14 protein-coding genes and 1 tRNA gene are annotated in these 17156 nt (G+C 29.5%); 12 read left to right on the top strand and 3 right to left on the bottom strand.

The genetic code is table 11. The features are described from left to right. Positions 1-75 precede the first annotated feature (75 nt). The 9 genes from ABD715_RS11285 (at position 76) to ABD715_RS11245 (ending at position 11431) form a co-directional block, all read left to right on the top strand. Positions 76-1194, top strand: a complete 1119-nt coding sequence (locus ABD715_RS11285) for an efflux RND transporter periplasmic adaptor subunit (RefSeq protein WP_344788335.1) — start codon at positions 76-78, stop codon at positions 1192-1194. Next, entirely contained in the window at positions 1194-4391 is a 3198-nt protein-coding gene (locus ABD715_RS11280) for an efflux RND transporter permease subunit (RefSeq protein ID WP_344788334.1), read from the top strand. Before ABD715_RS11285 ends, ABD715_RS11280 begins: the two co-directional genes overlap by 1 nt. After that, positions 4381-5697 (top strand): TolC family protein, encoded by a 1317-nt coding sequence (locus ABD715_RS11275; protein ID WP_344788333.1) that lies wholly within the window; start codon positions 4381-4383, stop codon positions 5695-5697. Before ABD715_RS11280 ends, ABD715_RS11275 begins: the two co-directional genes overlap by 11 nt. 148 nt (positions 5698-5845) lie before the next feature. Further along, complete coding sequence (locus ABD715_RS11270) at positions 5846-6670, top strand: leucine-rich repeat domain-containing protein (protein WP_344788332.1); 825 nt, start codon at positions 5846-5848, stop codon at positions 6668-6670. A gap of 56 nt (positions 6671-6726) precedes the next feature. Then, positions 6727-6909, top strand: a complete 183-nt coding sequence (locus ABD715_RS11265; protein ID WP_344788331.1) for a CPXCG motif-containing cysteine-rich protein — start codon at positions 6727-6729, stop codon at positions 6907-6909. Between the two features lie 122 nt (positions 6910-7031). Continuing rightward, positions 7032-7104 (top strand) — tRNA-Met (locus ABD715_RS11260). A gap of 171 nt (positions 7105-7275) precedes the next feature. Beyond that, positions 7276-8073, top strand: a complete 798-nt coding sequence (locus ABD715_RS11255; RefSeq protein WP_344788330.1) for a phage integrase SAM-like domain-containing protein — start codon at positions 7276-7278, stop codon at positions 8071-8073. 526 nt (positions 8074-8599) lie between these two features. After that, the gene (locus ABD715_RS11250; RefSeq protein WP_344788329.1) at positions 8600-10108 is read left to right on the top strand and encodes a hypothetical protein; all 1509 of its coding nucleotides are present in this window, start codon (positions 8600-8602) and stop codon (positions 10106-10108) included. 39 nt (positions 10109-10147) lie between these two features. Then, a complete protein-coding gene (locus ABD715_RS11245; RefSeq protein WP_344788327.1) occupies positions 10148-11431 on the top strand; it encodes a hypothetical protein in 1284 nt (427 codons plus the stop codon). A gap of 38 nt (positions 11432-11469) precedes the next feature. Here ABD715_RS11245 and ABD715_RS11240 read toward each other — a convergent pair whose 3' ends face one another. The 3 genes from ABD715_RS11240 to ABD715_RS11230 all read right to left on the bottom strand — a co-directional run bounded on the left by ABD715_RS11240 (position 11470) and on the right by ABD715_RS11230 (position 12565). Next, the gene (locus ABD715_RS11240) at positions 11470-11826 is read right to left on the bottom strand and encodes a Fic family protein (RefSeq protein WP_344788326.1); all 357 of its coding nucleotides are present in this window, start codon (positions 11824-11826) and stop codon (positions 11470-11472) included. A gap of 72 nt (positions 11827-11898) precedes the next feature. Continuing rightward, positions 11899-12381, bottom strand: a complete 483-nt coding sequence (locus tag ABD715_RS11235) for a Fic family protein (RefSeq protein WP_344788325.1) — start codon at positions 12379-12381, stop codon at positions 11899-11901. Then, complete coding sequence (locus ABD715_RS11230; protein WP_344788324.1) at positions 12365-12565, bottom strand: DUF4172 domain-containing protein; 201 nt, start codon at positions 12563-12565, stop codon at positions 12365-12367. The genes ABD715_RS11235 and ABD715_RS11230 overlap by 17 nt, the downstream gene beginning before the upstream one ends. 639 nt (positions 12566-13204) lie before the next feature. Here ABD715_RS11230 and ABD715_RS11225 point away from each other — a divergent pair. The 3 genes from ABD715_RS11225 (at position 13205) to ABD715_RS11215 (ending at position 17096) form a co-directional block, all read left to right on the top strand. After that, positions 13205-14296 carry a trypsin-like serine peptidase gene (locus ABD715_RS11225; protein WP_344788323.1) on the top strand — a complete coding sequence of 364 codons (1092 nt, stop codon included), beginning with the start codon at positions 13205-13207 and terminating at the stop codon, positions 14294-14296. Positions 14297-14683: 387 nt separating this feature from the next. After that, on the top strand, positions 14684-15457 hold the full coding sequence (locus ABD715_RS11220) for a LytR/AlgR family response regulator transcription factor (RefSeq protein ID WP_344788322.1): 774 nt from the start codon (positions 14684-14686) through the stop codon (positions 15455-15457). A gap of 1 nt (position 15458) precedes the next feature. Then, on the top strand, positions 15459-17096 hold the full coding sequence (locus ABD715_RS11215; protein ID WP_344788321.1) for a histidine kinase: 1638 nt from the start codon (positions 15459-15461) through the stop codon (positions 17094-17096). Positions 17097-17156 lie beyond the last annotated feature (60 nt).

The raw sequence follows: 17156 nt of genomic DNA, 5'->3' as shown, positions 1-17156 counted from the left end.
TTTATTTAAGTTTTTTTTAACTAATAAATATTTGTTAATAGGTAGTTTTGAAGGTACTAAATCAAAACTACTTTTATGCGCAAAATTATACTTTCCATTATAGGGGTTGTACTTATTTGTTTGGCCTTTATTTTCTCTAAAAACTTAATAGCTAATAAAAACAAACCTAAGCCTGTTAAAGAAAAGGTTGTTAAAACTGTCTTTATAGAAACGGTTAAAAATGGGCCTATTAAAATTATAATTCCTGCTAATGGGAGTTTAGTAGCCAAACGACGTGTAGAATTATTTGCAGAAGTTCAAGGTGTTTTTAAACCATCTGGTGTGCTTTTTAAACCGGGTCAAACCTATAGTAGAGGTCAAGCTTTAATTAGAATTGATGCTAACGAGTATTACGCAAGTGTACAGTCTGCTAAAAGTAATTTATATAATGATATAGCAGCAGTTATGCCAGATCTACGTTTAGATTTTCCAGACGTTTACCCTAAGTGGCAAAACTATTTAAATAACTATGATTTAGATAAAACAACCCCTAAATTGCCTAAAATGACATCTGATAAAGAAAATTACTTTATAACAGGTCGAGGCATAGTTTCAAGTTATTACAATGTCAAGAATTTAGAGCAACGATTATCTAAATATAATATAACTGCACCTTTTTCTGGAATTTTAACAGAAGCATTAGTTACTGAGGGCTCTTTAATAAGAAGTGGGCAAAAATTAGGAGAATTTATAGATCCATCTATTTACGAAATGGAGGTTGCTTTAAGTAAAGATTATGCTAGTTTATTAAAAGTAGGAGAAACAGTTAGCTTGTCTAATCTAGATAAAACAGAAGCGTATACCGGTAAGGTAACTCGAGTTAATGGAAGTATAAATGCAGATACACAAACTATTACTGCTTTTATAGAGGTAAAAAATTCTAATTTAAAAGAAGGTATTTATCTAGAAGCGAATTTAAATGCAGAAGAAGTAGCTGATGCTATTGAGGTAGACAGGAGTTTACTGTTAGAAGGCCAAGAAATTTTTATTGTTAAAGATAGTTTGCTAGATATTATGCCGGTAAAACCTGTATATTTTTCTGAAACTAAAGTAGTTTTAAAAGATATACCCAACGGTACCGTTATTCTAAAAAAGCCAGTACCAGGAGCTTATGCGGGTATGTTAGTTAAACCTTTTAAAAGTAAAACCAAATAATGAGAAATTTAATTGGCTATTTTATAAGGTATCATGTAGCAGTAAATGTTTTTTTACTTGCCTTTTTTGTGTTTGGTGTTATAGGAATTATGGGTTTAAAATCTTCGTTTTTCCCTTTAACAGAGTCTAAAATTATAACCGTTAATGTAACGTATCCAGGAGCATCGCCTCAAGAAATAGAAGAAGGTGTTGTGCTTAAAATAGAAGATAACCTTAAAGGTCTTAAGGGTGTAGATAGGGTAACTTCTGTGTCTCGAGAAAATAGTGGAACTATTACCGTAGAAATTGAAAAGGACGAGAATATCGATTTTATGCTTTTAGAAGTTAAAAATGCGGTAGATCGAGTACCATCTTTTCCAACAGGTATGGAGCCTTTGATTGTTGCAAAGCAAGAGGCTGTAAGAGAAACTATTTCTTTTGCTTTAAGCGGAAAAAACATTCCGTTAGCCACGCTAAAGCAGTTAGGAAGACAAATTGAAAACGATTTAAGAGCTATAGATGGAATTTCGCAGGTTGAAGTTTCGGGCTACCCTGAAGAAGAAATAGAAATAGCGGTTAACGAAGCTAATTTACTAGCCTATAATTTAAGTTTTAGCGACGTGTCTAACGCTGTTAGTGCATCAAATATTCTAGTAACAGGAGGTAACATAAAAACAAATACCGAAGAGTATTTAATTCGTGCTAATAATAGATCGTATTATGGAGACGAGTTGTCTAACATTGTAATTCGAGCCAATAGTAAAGGGCAAGTAGTGAGATTAAAAGATGTAGCCATAATTAGAGATCGTTTTTCTGAAACACCCAATGCTACTTTTTTTAACGAAGAATTGTCGGTTAATATATCTATAACAAGTACAAATAATGAAGATTTAGTATCGGCAGCCGATAAGGTTAAAGATTACATAACTGGTTATAATCAAAGTCACAACAATGTTAAAATAGATATTGTTCGAGATTTATCTATTACATTAAACCAGCGTACAGATTTACTAACAGAAAACGCTATTGTTGGTGTTATTCTGGTTTTGGTTTTTTTATCACTTTTCTTAAATACAAGACTTGCATTTTGGGTAGCCTTTGGGTTGCCTGTATCTTTTTTAGGAATGTTTATTTTTGCAGGTCAGTTCGATATAACCATTAATGTATTATCTCTATTCGGGATGATTATTGTAATAGGTATTTTAGTAGATGATGGTATTGTAATAGCAGAAAACATATACCAACATTACGAAAAAGGTAAAACCCCTATACAAGCTGCCATAGATGGCACAATGGAAGTTATACCGCCAGTAGTTTCTGCAATTATAACCACACTGTTAGCCTTTTCTTTATTTCTTTTTTTAGATAGTAGAATAGGCGAGTTTTTTGGTGAAGTATCGGTTGTTGTTATTTTAACTCTAGTGGTTTCTTTAGTAGAAGCTTTAATTATTTTACCAGCCCATTTAGCACATTCTAAAGCTTTAAGAAAGCCTGTAGAAGAAGAAAACCCTTCTAAAATGAAACAGTTTTTTTCTAAAATGCGTATCATTAATAAAATGGGAGATAGGTTTATGTCTTTTTTAAGAGATAAAGTTTATAGTCCGTGTTTAGATTTTGTATTAAAATTTAAAGTCTTTTCTTTTGGCGTTTTTGTATCGCTTTTGGTACTTACTTTTGGCTCTATTGGTGGTGGTGTAATTGGTGTTACTTTATTTCCGTCTATAGCCAGCGATACAGTGTCTGTAGAGTTGGATATGCCAAACGGAACCAATGTTAAAATTACCGATTCCATTATTTCTATGATAGAGCAAAAATCGTATTTGGTTAACAAAGAGCTTACAGATCAGTATTTAAAAGGAACCGGAAAAGAGCTTTTCGAGAATACTATTTTATCTATTAAAAGCTCATCTAGTGCAACATTAAAAATTAATATGTTACCTGGAGAAGAGCGCCCTAATGCTATTAATTCTAGATTGGTAGCAAATAAATTAAGAGAACTTGTTGGCCCTGTAATTGGTACAGAACGATTAATTTTTGGTTCTGGTGGTAATTTTGGTGGCAGCCCTGTTTCGGTATCATTGTTAAGTAATAATATAACCGAATTAAAAGCAGCTAAATTAGAGCTTAAACAAGTGTTGCAAACAAACCCGTTGCTTAAAGATATAGAGGATAATGACCCTGCGGGAATAAAAGAAATTCGTTTAGAATTAAAAGAAAGCGCTTATTTATTAGGGTTAGATTTAAGATCGGTTATGTCTCAAGTTAGATCTGGTTTTTTTGGTGTACAATCGCAACGATTTCAAAGAGGACAAGACGAAATTAAAGTATGGGTACGTTACGATAGATCTAATAGAGAATCTATAAATAACTTAGACGATATGCGTATTATAACACCAACAGGAGAACGTGTTACCTTAAAAGATATTGCTAGTTACACTATAGAAAGAGGTGATGTGTCTATAAATCATCTTGAGGGATTGAGAGAAATTAGGGTGTCTTCAGATTTAAAAGACCCAAGTACGAGTGCTACAGATATTCTAGAGGATATTAAACTTAATGTTATTCCAGAGATTCAATCAAAATACCCAACAATTTCAACCTCATATGAAGGTCAAAACAGAGAAGCTTCAAAATTATCTAGTTCTTTAGCTTCAGCAGGAATACCTATTTTATTACTTATTTACATAACAATAGCTTTTACTTTTAGAAGTTACAGTCAGCCTATTTTATTATTACTTTTAGTACCGTTTAGCTTAACAGCGGTAGCTTGGGGTCACTGGTTATTAGGTTTTCCTGTTAATGTTTTATCTCTTTTAGGCATTATAGCCTTAATAGGTATCATGGTAAACGATGGTTTGGTTTTAATAGGTCGTTTTAATTCAAACTTAAAAGAAGGTCTGTCGTTCGATAAAGCATTAAGCGAAGCAGGGAAGTCTAGATTCAGAGCTATTTTCTTAACCTCTTTAACCACTATAGCAGGTTTAGCTCCGCTATTATTAGAAAAAAGTAGACAAGCTCAATTTTTAAAACCTATGGCCATTTCAATATCGTTTGGTATTGCTTATGCAACCGTTTTAACACTTTTAGTATTGCCTTTATTTTTGTCTTTTAGCAACTGGATTAAGAAAAATGTAAAATGGTTAGCTACAGGTAACGAGATCACTAAAGAAGAAGTAGAACGTGCAATTAAAGAACAAAACGAGTCGCATGAAAATTAAAATAATTGCTTTAAGTATTATAATAATGTCGCAAACAGTTTTGTTTGCACAGCAAGTAATAACTCCAGAAAAAGCCATAAGTCTAGCTTTAGAAAATAACTATGGCATTAAATTGGCAAATACAAATGTTAGTATAGCAAAAAATAATGCAAATGTTTTAAATTCGGGCTATTTGCCAACGTTGGTGGGTAATTCTGGAGCCACTTATAATGTAGATAATACCGAAGCAGAGTTTTCTAATGGAGAGGTTACGGTTTTAACAGGAGCAGAGAGTTCGAGGTATAACGCATCGGTAGACTTAAACTATACTATATTCGATGGTTTGGGTAGATCTTATAATTACAAAAGGCTTAAAGAAACGCATAAGTTAACAGAGTTAGAAGCTAGAGAAACTATAGAACAAACCATTTTACAGCTTTTTACTGTTTATTACAATGTTGCGCAGACCATAGAGAATACTAATAATATTTCTGAAACATTAAATATATCAAAAGAAAGATTAGTTAGAGCGCAATATCAATTCGACTATGGGCAAAATACCAAGTTAGGTGTACTTAATGCCGAGGTTGATATTAATAACGACAGCATAAATTTAATGAACTCGCAACAAGATTTAAAGAATTTTAAGCGTGATTTAAATTTAGTAATGGGTAATGCACTTGGAGATAATTTTAGTATCGATACAGATATAGCATTTAATAACTTATATAGTAAAGAAGCGCTTATAGAAAAAGCAATGGCTAGTAACGTTAGCTTATTACAAGTAAATAAAAATATAGATATTAATACTTTAAATATTAAATCAGAAAAATCTACATATTTGCCTACATTGGGTTTAACTGGTAGTTATGGTTGGAATAAAAGCAACAATAATGCAGCTTCGTTTCTAGCTGTTTCTACAAATACAGGGCTTTCTGCTGGTTTAAATTTAAGGTGGGATCTTTTTGATGGAGGTAGCACTATTACCCGAGTTAAAAATGCAAAGATTAATTTAGAAGCCCAAAATATTAGAAAGGAAGAACTTTTGGTTACAATAGATAGAGATTTTAATAATGCATGGGAAGATTTTCAAAATAAATTAAACATTTATAAGTTTAGAGAAGATAATATTACCACGGTTAAAAATAACTTTGATAGAACAGAAGAGAAGTTTAAGTTGGGGCAAGTAAACTCCATAGAGTTTAGACAAGCTCAAATAAACTTATTAAATGCAGAGTTAAGCAGAAATCAAGCAAAATATGAAGCAAAATTAGCCGAATTGCAAATGCTTCAAGTTAGTGGAAGTCTTTTAGATATTGAATTTTAAAAAATTATAACATGTTGTTTATCGGTGAATTTATCCGTTAAACGGTTTTTAAATGTTAAAAAAATAGGTATTTCGTCGATAAAAATTGCGTTTAAGCTACTTCTAGTGTACTATTGTACTAGAAATTAGTCCCAAAACTATATTTAAGATGAAAACTTTAAAACTTACAATAGCATGTTTATTAATATCGGCCATATCTTTTGCTGATATTTCTCCAAACCAAAAAGAAGCCTTAATAGCCCTATATAATTCTACAAACGGAAACAATTGGAATTCTAAATGGGATTTAAACACAGCAGTAGATTCTTGGTATGGTTTAACAATCGAAAACAATGAAGTTGTAGAAATTAATTTGCAGTTTAACAACTTAAATGGTAATCTTCCAGAAGAAATAGGTAACCTAACAGCTTTAAGAAAAATGAATTTTGGTTTTAATGGCTTAAAAGGTGAATTACCAAATTCTTTAAAAAACTTAACAGGATTAACATCTTTAGAGTTGTTTATGAATAAGTTTGAAGGTAACATCCCTTCTGCATTGGGGCAATTAAAAAAATTAGAATCATTAAAATTATATAGTAATGCTTTTACAGGGACTATTCCTGAGAGTTTAATGACTTTAACTAATTTAAAAGAACTTTTATTAGGTAGTAATTTTTTAACAGGTAATATACCTAACCAAATTTATTCGCTTACTAAATTAGAAAAGTTTAGCGTAATGGATAATAAAATGGACGGTGAGATTCCTGTAGAGTTAGCCTTGTTAACTAATTTAGAAGAGTTGTTATTATCTAGTAATCAATTTACAGGTACTTTACCAATGGAGTTTATAAATTTAAAAAACTTAAACACCATAATGGTTAGCGATAATAACTTAAATCAAGAGTATATTAGTATATCTACAAAAACTCCACGCCAGTTAATGCGATTAGATGTAGAAAGTTCTACAGCAGTCATGGACGTAGAAAAAGATTAATTTTTATTATTTTTTATAAATTTACAAGGGTAGCATTATATGTTACCCTTTTTTTTATGAAAGAACATTATTTTACATGCCCATATTGTTGGCAAGCCATATCTATGTTGTTAGATCATTCAGTTAATATTAACGATTATATTGAAGATTGCGAGGTGTGTTGTAATCCTATAGAAATAAAAGTAACTTTTTTTAATATGGAATTGCAAGATTTTCAAGCAAATAGCATAGAACAATAATATTTTATTAAAATAAGCTTGTAGAAACTTAAAAAGGATTGTATATTTGCAGTCCGAAATAATTTGATCGGCATTATGAACCGAAAGTTAAAAGCTAAGTAAATTATTTAAGAATATTACATCGCGGGATAGAGCAGTAGGTAGCTCGTCGGGCTCATAACCCGAAGGTCACTGGTTCGAGTCCAGTTCCCGCTACTAAGTAAGAGTAATCAGAAATGGTTACTCTTTTTTTATGCAGTAAATTAAGGGTTTACAGATTTTCTTCAAATTTCAAATTACTATAATCAACAATTTCAACCTAAAAAAGGTATCAAAAAAGACACCCTTTTATTAAAATCGACACCCATAATTTAAAAATGTAACACTATGAATATTAATAAAATAAGTGTTTTGTTCTATACTGATAAAGCAAAACTAAATAAGCAGAATAAGACACCTATTAAATGTAGATTGACATTTTTGGGTAAGAGAAAAACATTTTCAACAGGTCTCTTTATTAATCTAGATCATTGGCAGAGTAAACAACAGAAAGCAAAACCACCAAACCCTGATAATAATTATATCAACACGCAATTAAGCCTTGTTAGTCAAAAGATTAATGAGGCTTTTTTGTTTCTGCAAGTGAGCAATAACATATTTGATGTTGAGGATATTTATTTTAAGTATAAAGGCGAGAACATAAAGACTCATAAAACCCTTTTAGAAGTATTTAAATTACATAATGACCAAATGAACAAGTTAATAGGAATAGAATATACAAACGCTACTTACAGAAAGTTTGTTGAGGCTAAAAAGCATACTTCTAACTTTATTTCATATCAATATGGCAAAAATGACATTTTGTTGGAATCTATTAAAATGAATTTCCTAAAAGACTTTGATTTTTACTTGAAATCAGAATTAGGTCATAAACAGATTACCATCAATAAGAGCATACAACGAGTTCGTAAAATAATTAAGCTTTCATTGGCAGAAGGTTATCTACAAAAAGATCCTTTTATTATGTATAAACCTAAACGTTACGAAACTAAAGTTATATTCCTTACTCATGACGAATTGATGGCTTTAGAAGACCATCAATTTGCTCAAAGTAGATTGACACAAGTAAGAGATATGTTTGTGTTTTGTTGTTATACAGGGTTAGCTTATGCAGAATGGAGTTAAAAGATTGGCTTAAATGAATAAAAAGATAAAGTAGATTGATATAACACTTTAGTTAAGAAGGAGGATGAATTATTTGATGGTATTAATGAGGGATACATTAAACATAGTTGAAAAAACGGTTAGAATTAATATTTGGTAAAAAAACATTAAGTATTTGGTTATTAGTTGTGTAAAGTTTTATATTTACTTTTTCTTCCTATAAAAAACTACAATAGCATTAAGTTGAATGTTTAATACTTAATTTAATGCGATACAAAGTCGTTTCTTACTTATGCTATATTATTTCATTTTTAATGAATGAGGTTTTATTGGTCATTATTAAGCGAAGCTGGGAGCCTTAGTGTTCTTTTTGGATAGGTATAGAATTTATTATGTGTTAAGAATTCCTTTTTTTCGCAAAACAGTTCTTTATCTATTTAATTCTACTTACAATTTTGAAATTCTTCCCAATACTTTAATGAAATTTTTGACTTCATTAAAGTGTTTATATACTCTTTAATAGCTCCTAACTTTAAACCAATTATTTATGACTTGTAAAAATCATTTTTCGTTATTGTTGTTATTTTTATTTTCCTGCTATGCGTTTTCACAAAAACTTACGCCTGATACGGATTTAATTTCCGAATTGGTCAGTCAGAAACAAGATGAAGTAAAACAGCGAATATTAAAAAATTTAATAGTTAAGAATATAAAGACCACAAATTATACAACTTATAAAACTATGTATGATTTAATGGAAATTATTACCAATGAGAAGAATAAAACAGTAATGACTAAAAGTATTTTAACTGAAATTACAGAATATGCAATTTGCTATTCATTAGCTAATTATTTTAGAGTCAACCTTTCAAATTCGCAGCCTGAATTTGCAATTAATTCTTTGATAGATAACCCAGAAAAAAACGCTTTAAATTTTTTAATAAATGAAGAGTTTATTAGAAATAAGGGTAATGGTGTTGAAGTTAAAACAACAGATACTAATAAATTGGAGAATGCTTTAATAGCGAATTATATTATGGATGAAATGAATGATAAATTATTGTCTAGTGAATTTCCTTTTTTTGAGTCTAACGGGTTGTTTGATAAAAAGGATTTAGATAAAAAATTTACATACGGCTTAGATACGGATTATAAAAAGATAGATTCTGTTATTAAACTTAATATAAGCAATAAGATGCAAACGTTTGTAGATGATATTGATTCTATTTCAGATGCTTCTTATCAAGTGTTTGGTTTGATTGATTCTTTAAAAAATAATAGTTTAAAATTTGATGAGTTAAAGAAAACAAATGAGGCTGTTATTAAAGTAGTATTTGATCTTTTCTCTATATCGTTGTCAGATTTTGAACAAGAAATTGGTAGAAATAGCTTTTTGGCTAAAATTGGAGAAATAATAAACAAATATGTCATATATGAGTCATTTGAAGGTGATAATGACATGGTTTTTAAGTTTAAAATAGATGTAGAGTCTATTATACTAACTTTTGAAGAAGAATTTATAGATATTAATATTTCGAGTATAAAAGAACATAAAATAGGAATAAAACCATTTTTTATTATCGGACTTAATTACGGTTCCTTTACAGGTTCTAACTCAACAATATTAAGTAATGATAATACAGATAATATTTCTGATATATCTTATGTGAGTGAAAAGATTGGTGTTAAGTTTATTTTATTCGATTTTGGATATACTCGATCGCAAAAGCCTAAAGAATGGTATAAGTATAAAGGGAAATACCGTAAATGGAATGGACCATCTGCAGATCCTTTAATTGATGATATTTATTTGTCAGTTTATGGCTCAGGTATATTATATAATGTTGTTGACTTAAAATCTCAAGATAATTTCAATTTTCCTTTAATAGGTGTTGGAGGTGGTATTACATTTTTTAATGATTTAGAGTTAAATGTTTCTTATTCAGTTCCAATAATTAGTAATTCAATGTCTTATGATAATGCATTTTTAAGTTTAGGATTTGATATTCCAATTTTCGAATACTTAGGTGCATTACGAGCAAAAAAAGCTCAATAATTTTCTGTTAATTTATAATAAAAATAAAGTTTTTAGTATATGGAGATGTTAAAACAATGTTTTTTATTAGTATTAGTTTTCTGGAGTTTATCCTCAAAAGGGCAGGTAATGGAAAATTTAACTAATTTAGAAGAGCTTGATAGTTTACCTTTGAAAAATAACCCGTTAAGGTGGGGAGTCACTCTTAAAATTAATGAAGATTTAAAGGACTCTAAATCTTTGAAACTTTTTAATAAGTATTATAGGAATGAAGAGTATTATCGAGCTTTGGCTTATGGGCTTACTACTCTTAGTAATACTACGAGTAAAAGAATTCAAAAAAAAATAGCGAAAAAAGTAGATCAAACATATTATGAAACTACGATTAATAAATGGAATTCTAGTAAAAAAGAATTGGAAGATAAGTTGAGTGAAGAAAAAGGAGTAAACTTTGTTAAGAATATTCAACTTCTTATAAATCATTTTTACACGCTTAAGGTTTTAAATACTTATGCTAGTGGCTCAAAAGATATAGCATTAACCATAAAACCTATAAATACGAGTAGGTTAAAAAGTTTGGAAGATTCTTTGAAAGTAGCGAAGCATTATTTTGCAGAGAAATATTATAGTAAAGCTCTTGAACTTGAGAGTGTAGCTGATTCTAAAAGTAAATGGAAGAATGTTTATACTAAGTATATCATATCTAGCCTTTATGAAAAAGATTTTCAAGATGTTCAAGATAAAATGGATTTATCTCGCGATAAAGCTACCGTGAGCTTTTTCATTTCTCCATTAAAATCAGCTTACCCTAATCAATTAAAGTCTTTAACAGAAGAGGAGTTAAATTCTACAGTTATAAAATATAGACTAGTGTCACTTCTTGATAATAGTAGCGCTGATTTTTTAGTTAAACTGATGTTAGTAGATCAAAAAGCAGGTGTAGGTCCCAAAGATCCTGTTATCGAAAAATATAAAAAGACCGTAAAAGATGGAAAAGATTCAAGTGGTAGTGTTATAAAAAAAGAAGTGACAGCAGAAGTAACACGTTATGAGAGGTATGGTTCTGGGTTTGTTGATATAGTAGTTGAAGTCGTTAATAATAAAACAGGAGAAATTATTCTGAGTAAAAAATGTATAGGGAGTTCTCAATGGAATACATTGTGGTATAGTTATACAGGAGATAGAAGGGCAATAAAAAGTGTATATCGAATGGATCAAAAAAAAGCTAAACCAGATCCATCAAATAGAGATTTCATTTCCTGGGCAATTAATGACGCAAAGGAATCTGTTTCTAAGTTTTTGACAAGAAGTTTTATTATAGAAAAAGGAAAGAAGTTATATTAGAGAAGATTTATTTGATATTGAGAAAAACTGATGAAATATTAATTTTCCAAGTTCAACCAATACCGAGTCCCTTTTAATTCACCAGTTTTAATAAACATCTTTTTGTCTACCATAGATTTTAAATTACAAGTAGCAGTAGAAGCTGAGGTTTTAGCTATTTTAGTATAGTTATCTGCACTTAACCCGTCATTAAAACCTTGATGTCCTGTATTAAAAATACGTGTAACCATTTTTAGTTGGCGTTTATTCATTTCGGTATTAAAACGGTCAAAGGATTTTGCTTTTTCAATTAAAAAATCTATAAGTTTTAAAGTGTCTTCTTGTGCATCTAATATGGTTTGTCCAAAATAAAGCAACCAATCTGTAATGTCTAAATCTTTTATTATTGTTTTCAAGAGCGCTGTAATATGCTTTTTTTTGGCTTCAATGATTTTGGATAAAGATATAAGAGCAGGTTGACTTACACTTTAATCGATACATTTTTTGCTAAGAGCACGTCCAATACGTCCGTAACCATCTTCAAAAGGGTGGATACTCACAAAATACAGATGTGTAATACCAGCTTTAGCAATTGGTAATACATTATTTTCCTTTTTTGAAGACAAGATGTTGAACCATAAAACAAACTGTTCCATTTCTTTATGTATGTCATGAGAAGGAGGTGCTTCAAAATGAATGGTTGGTCTATCTAAACGACCACAAACAACTTGCATAGAATCTTCATGTGCACGATATATATCAACATCGGTTAAATAACGTCTGCCATTAGTTAGCATTTTGTGCCAATTAAATAGTTGTTGGTGGGTGAGTGACGTATTAAAGTTTTTATATAAATCTACCATCATTTCAGAAATACCAAACTCGGCAGGAGCTATCTTTTTATTATCAACTTTTAAACCTAAGCTTCTCTTAATAGAAGATTGAATACTATCTCTATCTAAAATATTCACCTTCTATTTCTGATGTTTTAAGAGCTTCGCTAGATAGTATTTCAATAATTAACTGTTCCTTTTCATTCTCATTAACATGTTTAAAAGTACCTAGAACAGTACCTGTATTTTGTGGGAATTTCAGTTCTAAAGCGTTTAGAGCATCCTCATTGTATGTAAAATGAAGCCATTTTTTTGCTTCCAATTCCAGATATTACGTGCATGAGCTATAAAGACAAGTTTTATAGGTGTAATACAAATTCTTTGTTTTTAGTAATACATCTCAAAAACATTATGCAAATTTTAATAGAAATTAATTATAAATTAGAGTACACAATTTGGTACACGGTTTTATTAAAACATGGCAAAATAGCACGAAAAATGGGTGTTTTTTCAAACTCATAACCCGAGGAGCGCTGGTTCAAGTCCAGTTGGCACTAAAAAACAATTAGGACTTTAAAACGTGGTGTGTACGTGCCGATTAAATCTGGTTCAATAGGCATATAACATGGAAATACAAGGAGTCTCATTTACTATTGGATTATTATTTGGAATGAGCTTGGTATTTTCTAGTTTTTTCAAAATGACTCGATATGCCTTTTTTATAAATTTAATTTTGATTGTAATTAATCATAATAGGTCTAAACTGTTTAAGTATTAGTTTTTTACTACCACTACATTTATTTTTTCTTCTTTATAATAAGTGATTATACCGAAAAATATAGGGGCTTTTTCTATTTACAAATCAGTGTATTATTTAATGTTTTGATTTTTAGTTGTTTGTAGATTTGTTGGTGCAATTTATAAACTGTACTAATAATTAATAACAATTAAAATTAATAAAATGATGGAAACTAATGGACTTTTAAAACAATCAAGAATTAAAGAAGATACTATAGAAGAGTCTTTTGAAGGCGATCAATTAAGTGATGGAAATCAACTAATTGGAGAAGATGAAGGAGAAACTTCTATAGAAGATTATCAAGAAGTAAGTAATGAAAATGAAGCAAACCAGTCTGGAGATGCAGATGGAGAAGATCCTTTTGAAGGAGGTGATTCAGAAACCATTGAAGCTGCTGCAAATAACTCTAAAGAAGATACTTTAGAGCAAGTAGAAGGTTATGATTATTCTGTAGTAGAAACAGAAGAAAATACTTTACAAACAACAGAAAAGGAACCCTTAAATGCTTATTATGCTAGCTATGGAGATGATGAACTGGTAAGTTTGATGAAAACTGAAAGTGGTCAAAAAATGATGAGAGAGGTTGTAATAGGTAAAGATGATCGTAAAAAAATTACCGGAACATCTAAGTACCCTTGGCGAGCAATATGTTCTTTAAAAATTAAAGCTAAAGATGGTACTAGCTGGATAGGTACAGGCTTTTTTATTGGGCCAAGAACAGTTATAACAGCAGGACATGTTGTGTATATGCATAAACATGGTGGTTGGGCAAAAAGTATAGAAGTTATTCCGGGTAGAAATGCTTCAAGTAGGCCTTATGGCTCTTGTGTAACAAGCAAATTTCATTCTGTTAAGGGGTGGACAAGTAACAAAAAAAGAATTAACGATTACGGAGCAATAATTTTACCAGAAAATAAGAAGATGGGTAATACCGTGGGGTATTTTGGGTATGCAAATTATAGTTTAGTTAATCTGTTAGGGCTAAAGGTAAATTTATCTGGATATCCTGGAGATAAGCCAAGCGGAACACAGTGGTGGCATTGTAGAAAAATTAAGTTGGTTACTCCAAGAACTTTGGTATATAATATAGATTCTGCTGGTGGGCAAAGTGGTTCGCCCGTTTGGAAATATAAAAACGGTAAACGCTATGTTGTAGGTATTCATACCAACGGGTCATCGCTAGGTAATTCAGCAACTAGAATTACCTCTGCAGTTTATAAAAACTTAAAAAACTGGAAAAACAAGTATAAGTAGTAAAGTACTTTTTTAGTATAAAAGTAAGGCTGTTTAAAAAGGAATAATTGGCATTTAATAAAACCTTTTTTAACAGCTTTTTTTATGGTGTATGTGGTCGTTTTTAATTTTAACTTATAATTTAACAGTCTTTTATAAGATTATGTTTGTTAAGTCTTAAAAAGAAAGTTAGTAATTATGTAAATTTGCAAATATTTTATCATACAGCTGTTGTTAAGAATATCTAGTCCTAATTGTCGAAGGACTTTTTTTATTTCTGCTAATTTTATAATATTATTCTCAGTTAGACTAGGCATTTTTTTATTTAGGTATTAATAACATGTGTATTGGTAATTTATAAGGAATAGTAATTTCTAGTTTTTAAATCACGAAACAAATTAAGTTATTATGGATGTTGTTATTATTGAAGATGAAGATTTAGCTGCAGAATCTTTAGAGAAATTATTATTGCAAAGTGATTTTTCTATTCATATAAAAAAGAGATTAGAAAGTGTTGAGCAATCTATGGCTTGGTTTAAGCAAAATAGTTGCGATTTAATTTTAAGCGATATTCACTTGGGAGATGGTGAAAGTTTTGAGATATTTCAAAATTTAAATATCAGTACTCCAATTATTTTTACAACAGCATTCGATCAATATGCTATACAGTCTTTTCAGTTTTTTGCTATAGATTATTTATTAAAACCATATAATAAAGATAAGCTAAACACAGCTTTAGAAAAGTATTCAAATTATAAGGCTACTACTCCAAAAAACAATTATAACGATTTAGAAAATTTGCTATCGCATCTAAAAAACACAAATGAAAATATAGTAGAGCAGGAGCGGTTTTTAGTGTCTAGAGGAGAAAAGTTACTATCTATTACTAAAAAGGAAATTGCGTATTTTATGGCAGAAAATAAATCACTTTTTTTATTTACAACCAATGGCAAGAGTTATTTATACGACGATACCATTCTTAACTTAGACTTGAAATTATCTAAAAAAGATTTTTTTAAAATAAATAGAAAATTTATTATTAGTCATAGTGCTATAAAAACGATTGTAAAGTATAGTCAGAATAGATTAAAAATAGAATTAGAACCATCTCCAAATATTAACGATTTTATATTAATAAGTTCGAAGGTGGTTGCTGCTTTTAAAAAATGGTTAAATAATTAATATGCAAGAGATTAAATTAAAGAACCGTTTAAAGCAGCATCAAAAATATTTATACATAAGTATTCTGCTTATTGCTGTTTATTTTATTGGGAGTTCTCTAATTACTCCAAAAATAACAACGGTTACAGAAAATTTAACACAAGATGTTATTCAGGGTAATTTAAATTCTAAGAAAAACATTATTGCTTTCGAATTTAATAAACTAAATAGCACTTTAGAGAATTCGCGAAGTATTCTTCAAAACACTCAAAAAAATACATTTAACTCTTTAAAAGAAAAGCTGCTTTTTACTGCAGATTTAGCTTTAGAGCATCATAGTATTGGTAATAGTTTTGTGTCTTTTGTAGATAATAATCAAGGGCGTAACACACATTTCTTTAATATAAAAGATACGTTATACCAAAAAGAGATACATACCATTTTAAAAAAAATATCTTTTAAAGATAACGAGTTTTTAATGGATACCATAATTGCAAAAAAGAATGGGGTAATTAATAGAAAGCTGTATGCAAAACAGTTGCCAAACAATAATATCGCTGTTATTGGTTATGATGTAGATTTAATGGCATTCTGGAGTTATTACTCCGAAACTTATAAAGGTGATGGTGGTTATACAGTAGTGGTTAATAAAGATGGAATTTGTTTATTACATCCAGATACAGCTTACATAGGAAAGAAAATAGACTCTTATTTTAATAAAGTGTCTATTAATCAAATTTTAGAAAGCGTATTTAAGGTTAATGGGTATTATGCATCTAATAATGTAAATACTTTAAAAGACAGTGCTACTTCAAGTTATTTAGGGTTAGAGGTTTTACGTTATTACGATGCGGTTAATATTGATGATACGTCTTTAATAGTTGTTGTTAATTTTCCGGTAGATATTCATTTAAAAGAAACTAAAAAAAATGTTCGAGAATATTTTTCATGGATTAGTGTTTTGGCTTTTTCTACGTTTATGTTGCTTCTTATAATTTCTAGAGTACAACTTAAAAAAGAATATGTTCAAAATTTAAAAGTTGTAGAAGAAAAGGAGCAGCTAGCACATGTAAACGAAAAGTATCAAAAAGAAAATGCAGTACTTCAGTTAAATCAATTAAAGAAAAAAGTTAATCCTCATTTTTTATTCAATAGTTTAAATTCTTTACATGTTTTAATCGATTTAAACCCCGAATTATCTCAACAATTTGTATTGAAACTGGCAGATGTTTACAGGTATCTGTTAGATAATAAAGAGGGAAACTTAATAACCTTAAAAAAAGAAATAACCTTTTTAGAGCAATATACTTTTTTACAAGAAATTAGATTTAATAAAAGTTTGAAGGTGTCCATTGTAAATAATTGTGATGATAAAATTTTATTAAAAAAGATTCCGTTTTTGTCTTTAGAAACCTTGGTTGAAAATGCTATAAAACATAACGAAATCACGAAAAAAAATCCACTACATATTAAAATTATAATAAATGAAGACAGAATTATTGTAAAAAATAACTTTACACCAAGAAAGGTGAAATCTAAGGATAGTCACCAAATAGGACTCAATTATTTAGCAAATACCTATCAATATTATCAAATTTTTACCTTTAAAACTGAGGTTTTAGACGATGAATTTGTGTGTAATTTGCCATATATAGCTTAAAAACTTCATTTCACTCTGCTCTTAAGTGAGTTCACTCCATTCTGTTTTAATAAACTATTC

It is taken from the genome of Postechiella marina (assembly GCF_039538365.1).
GTDB lineage: Bacteria > Bacteroidota > Bacteroidia > Flavobacteriales > Flavobacteriaceae > Postechiella > Postechiella marina.
This window is presented reverse-complemented; position numbering and strand designations above follow the sequence as displayed.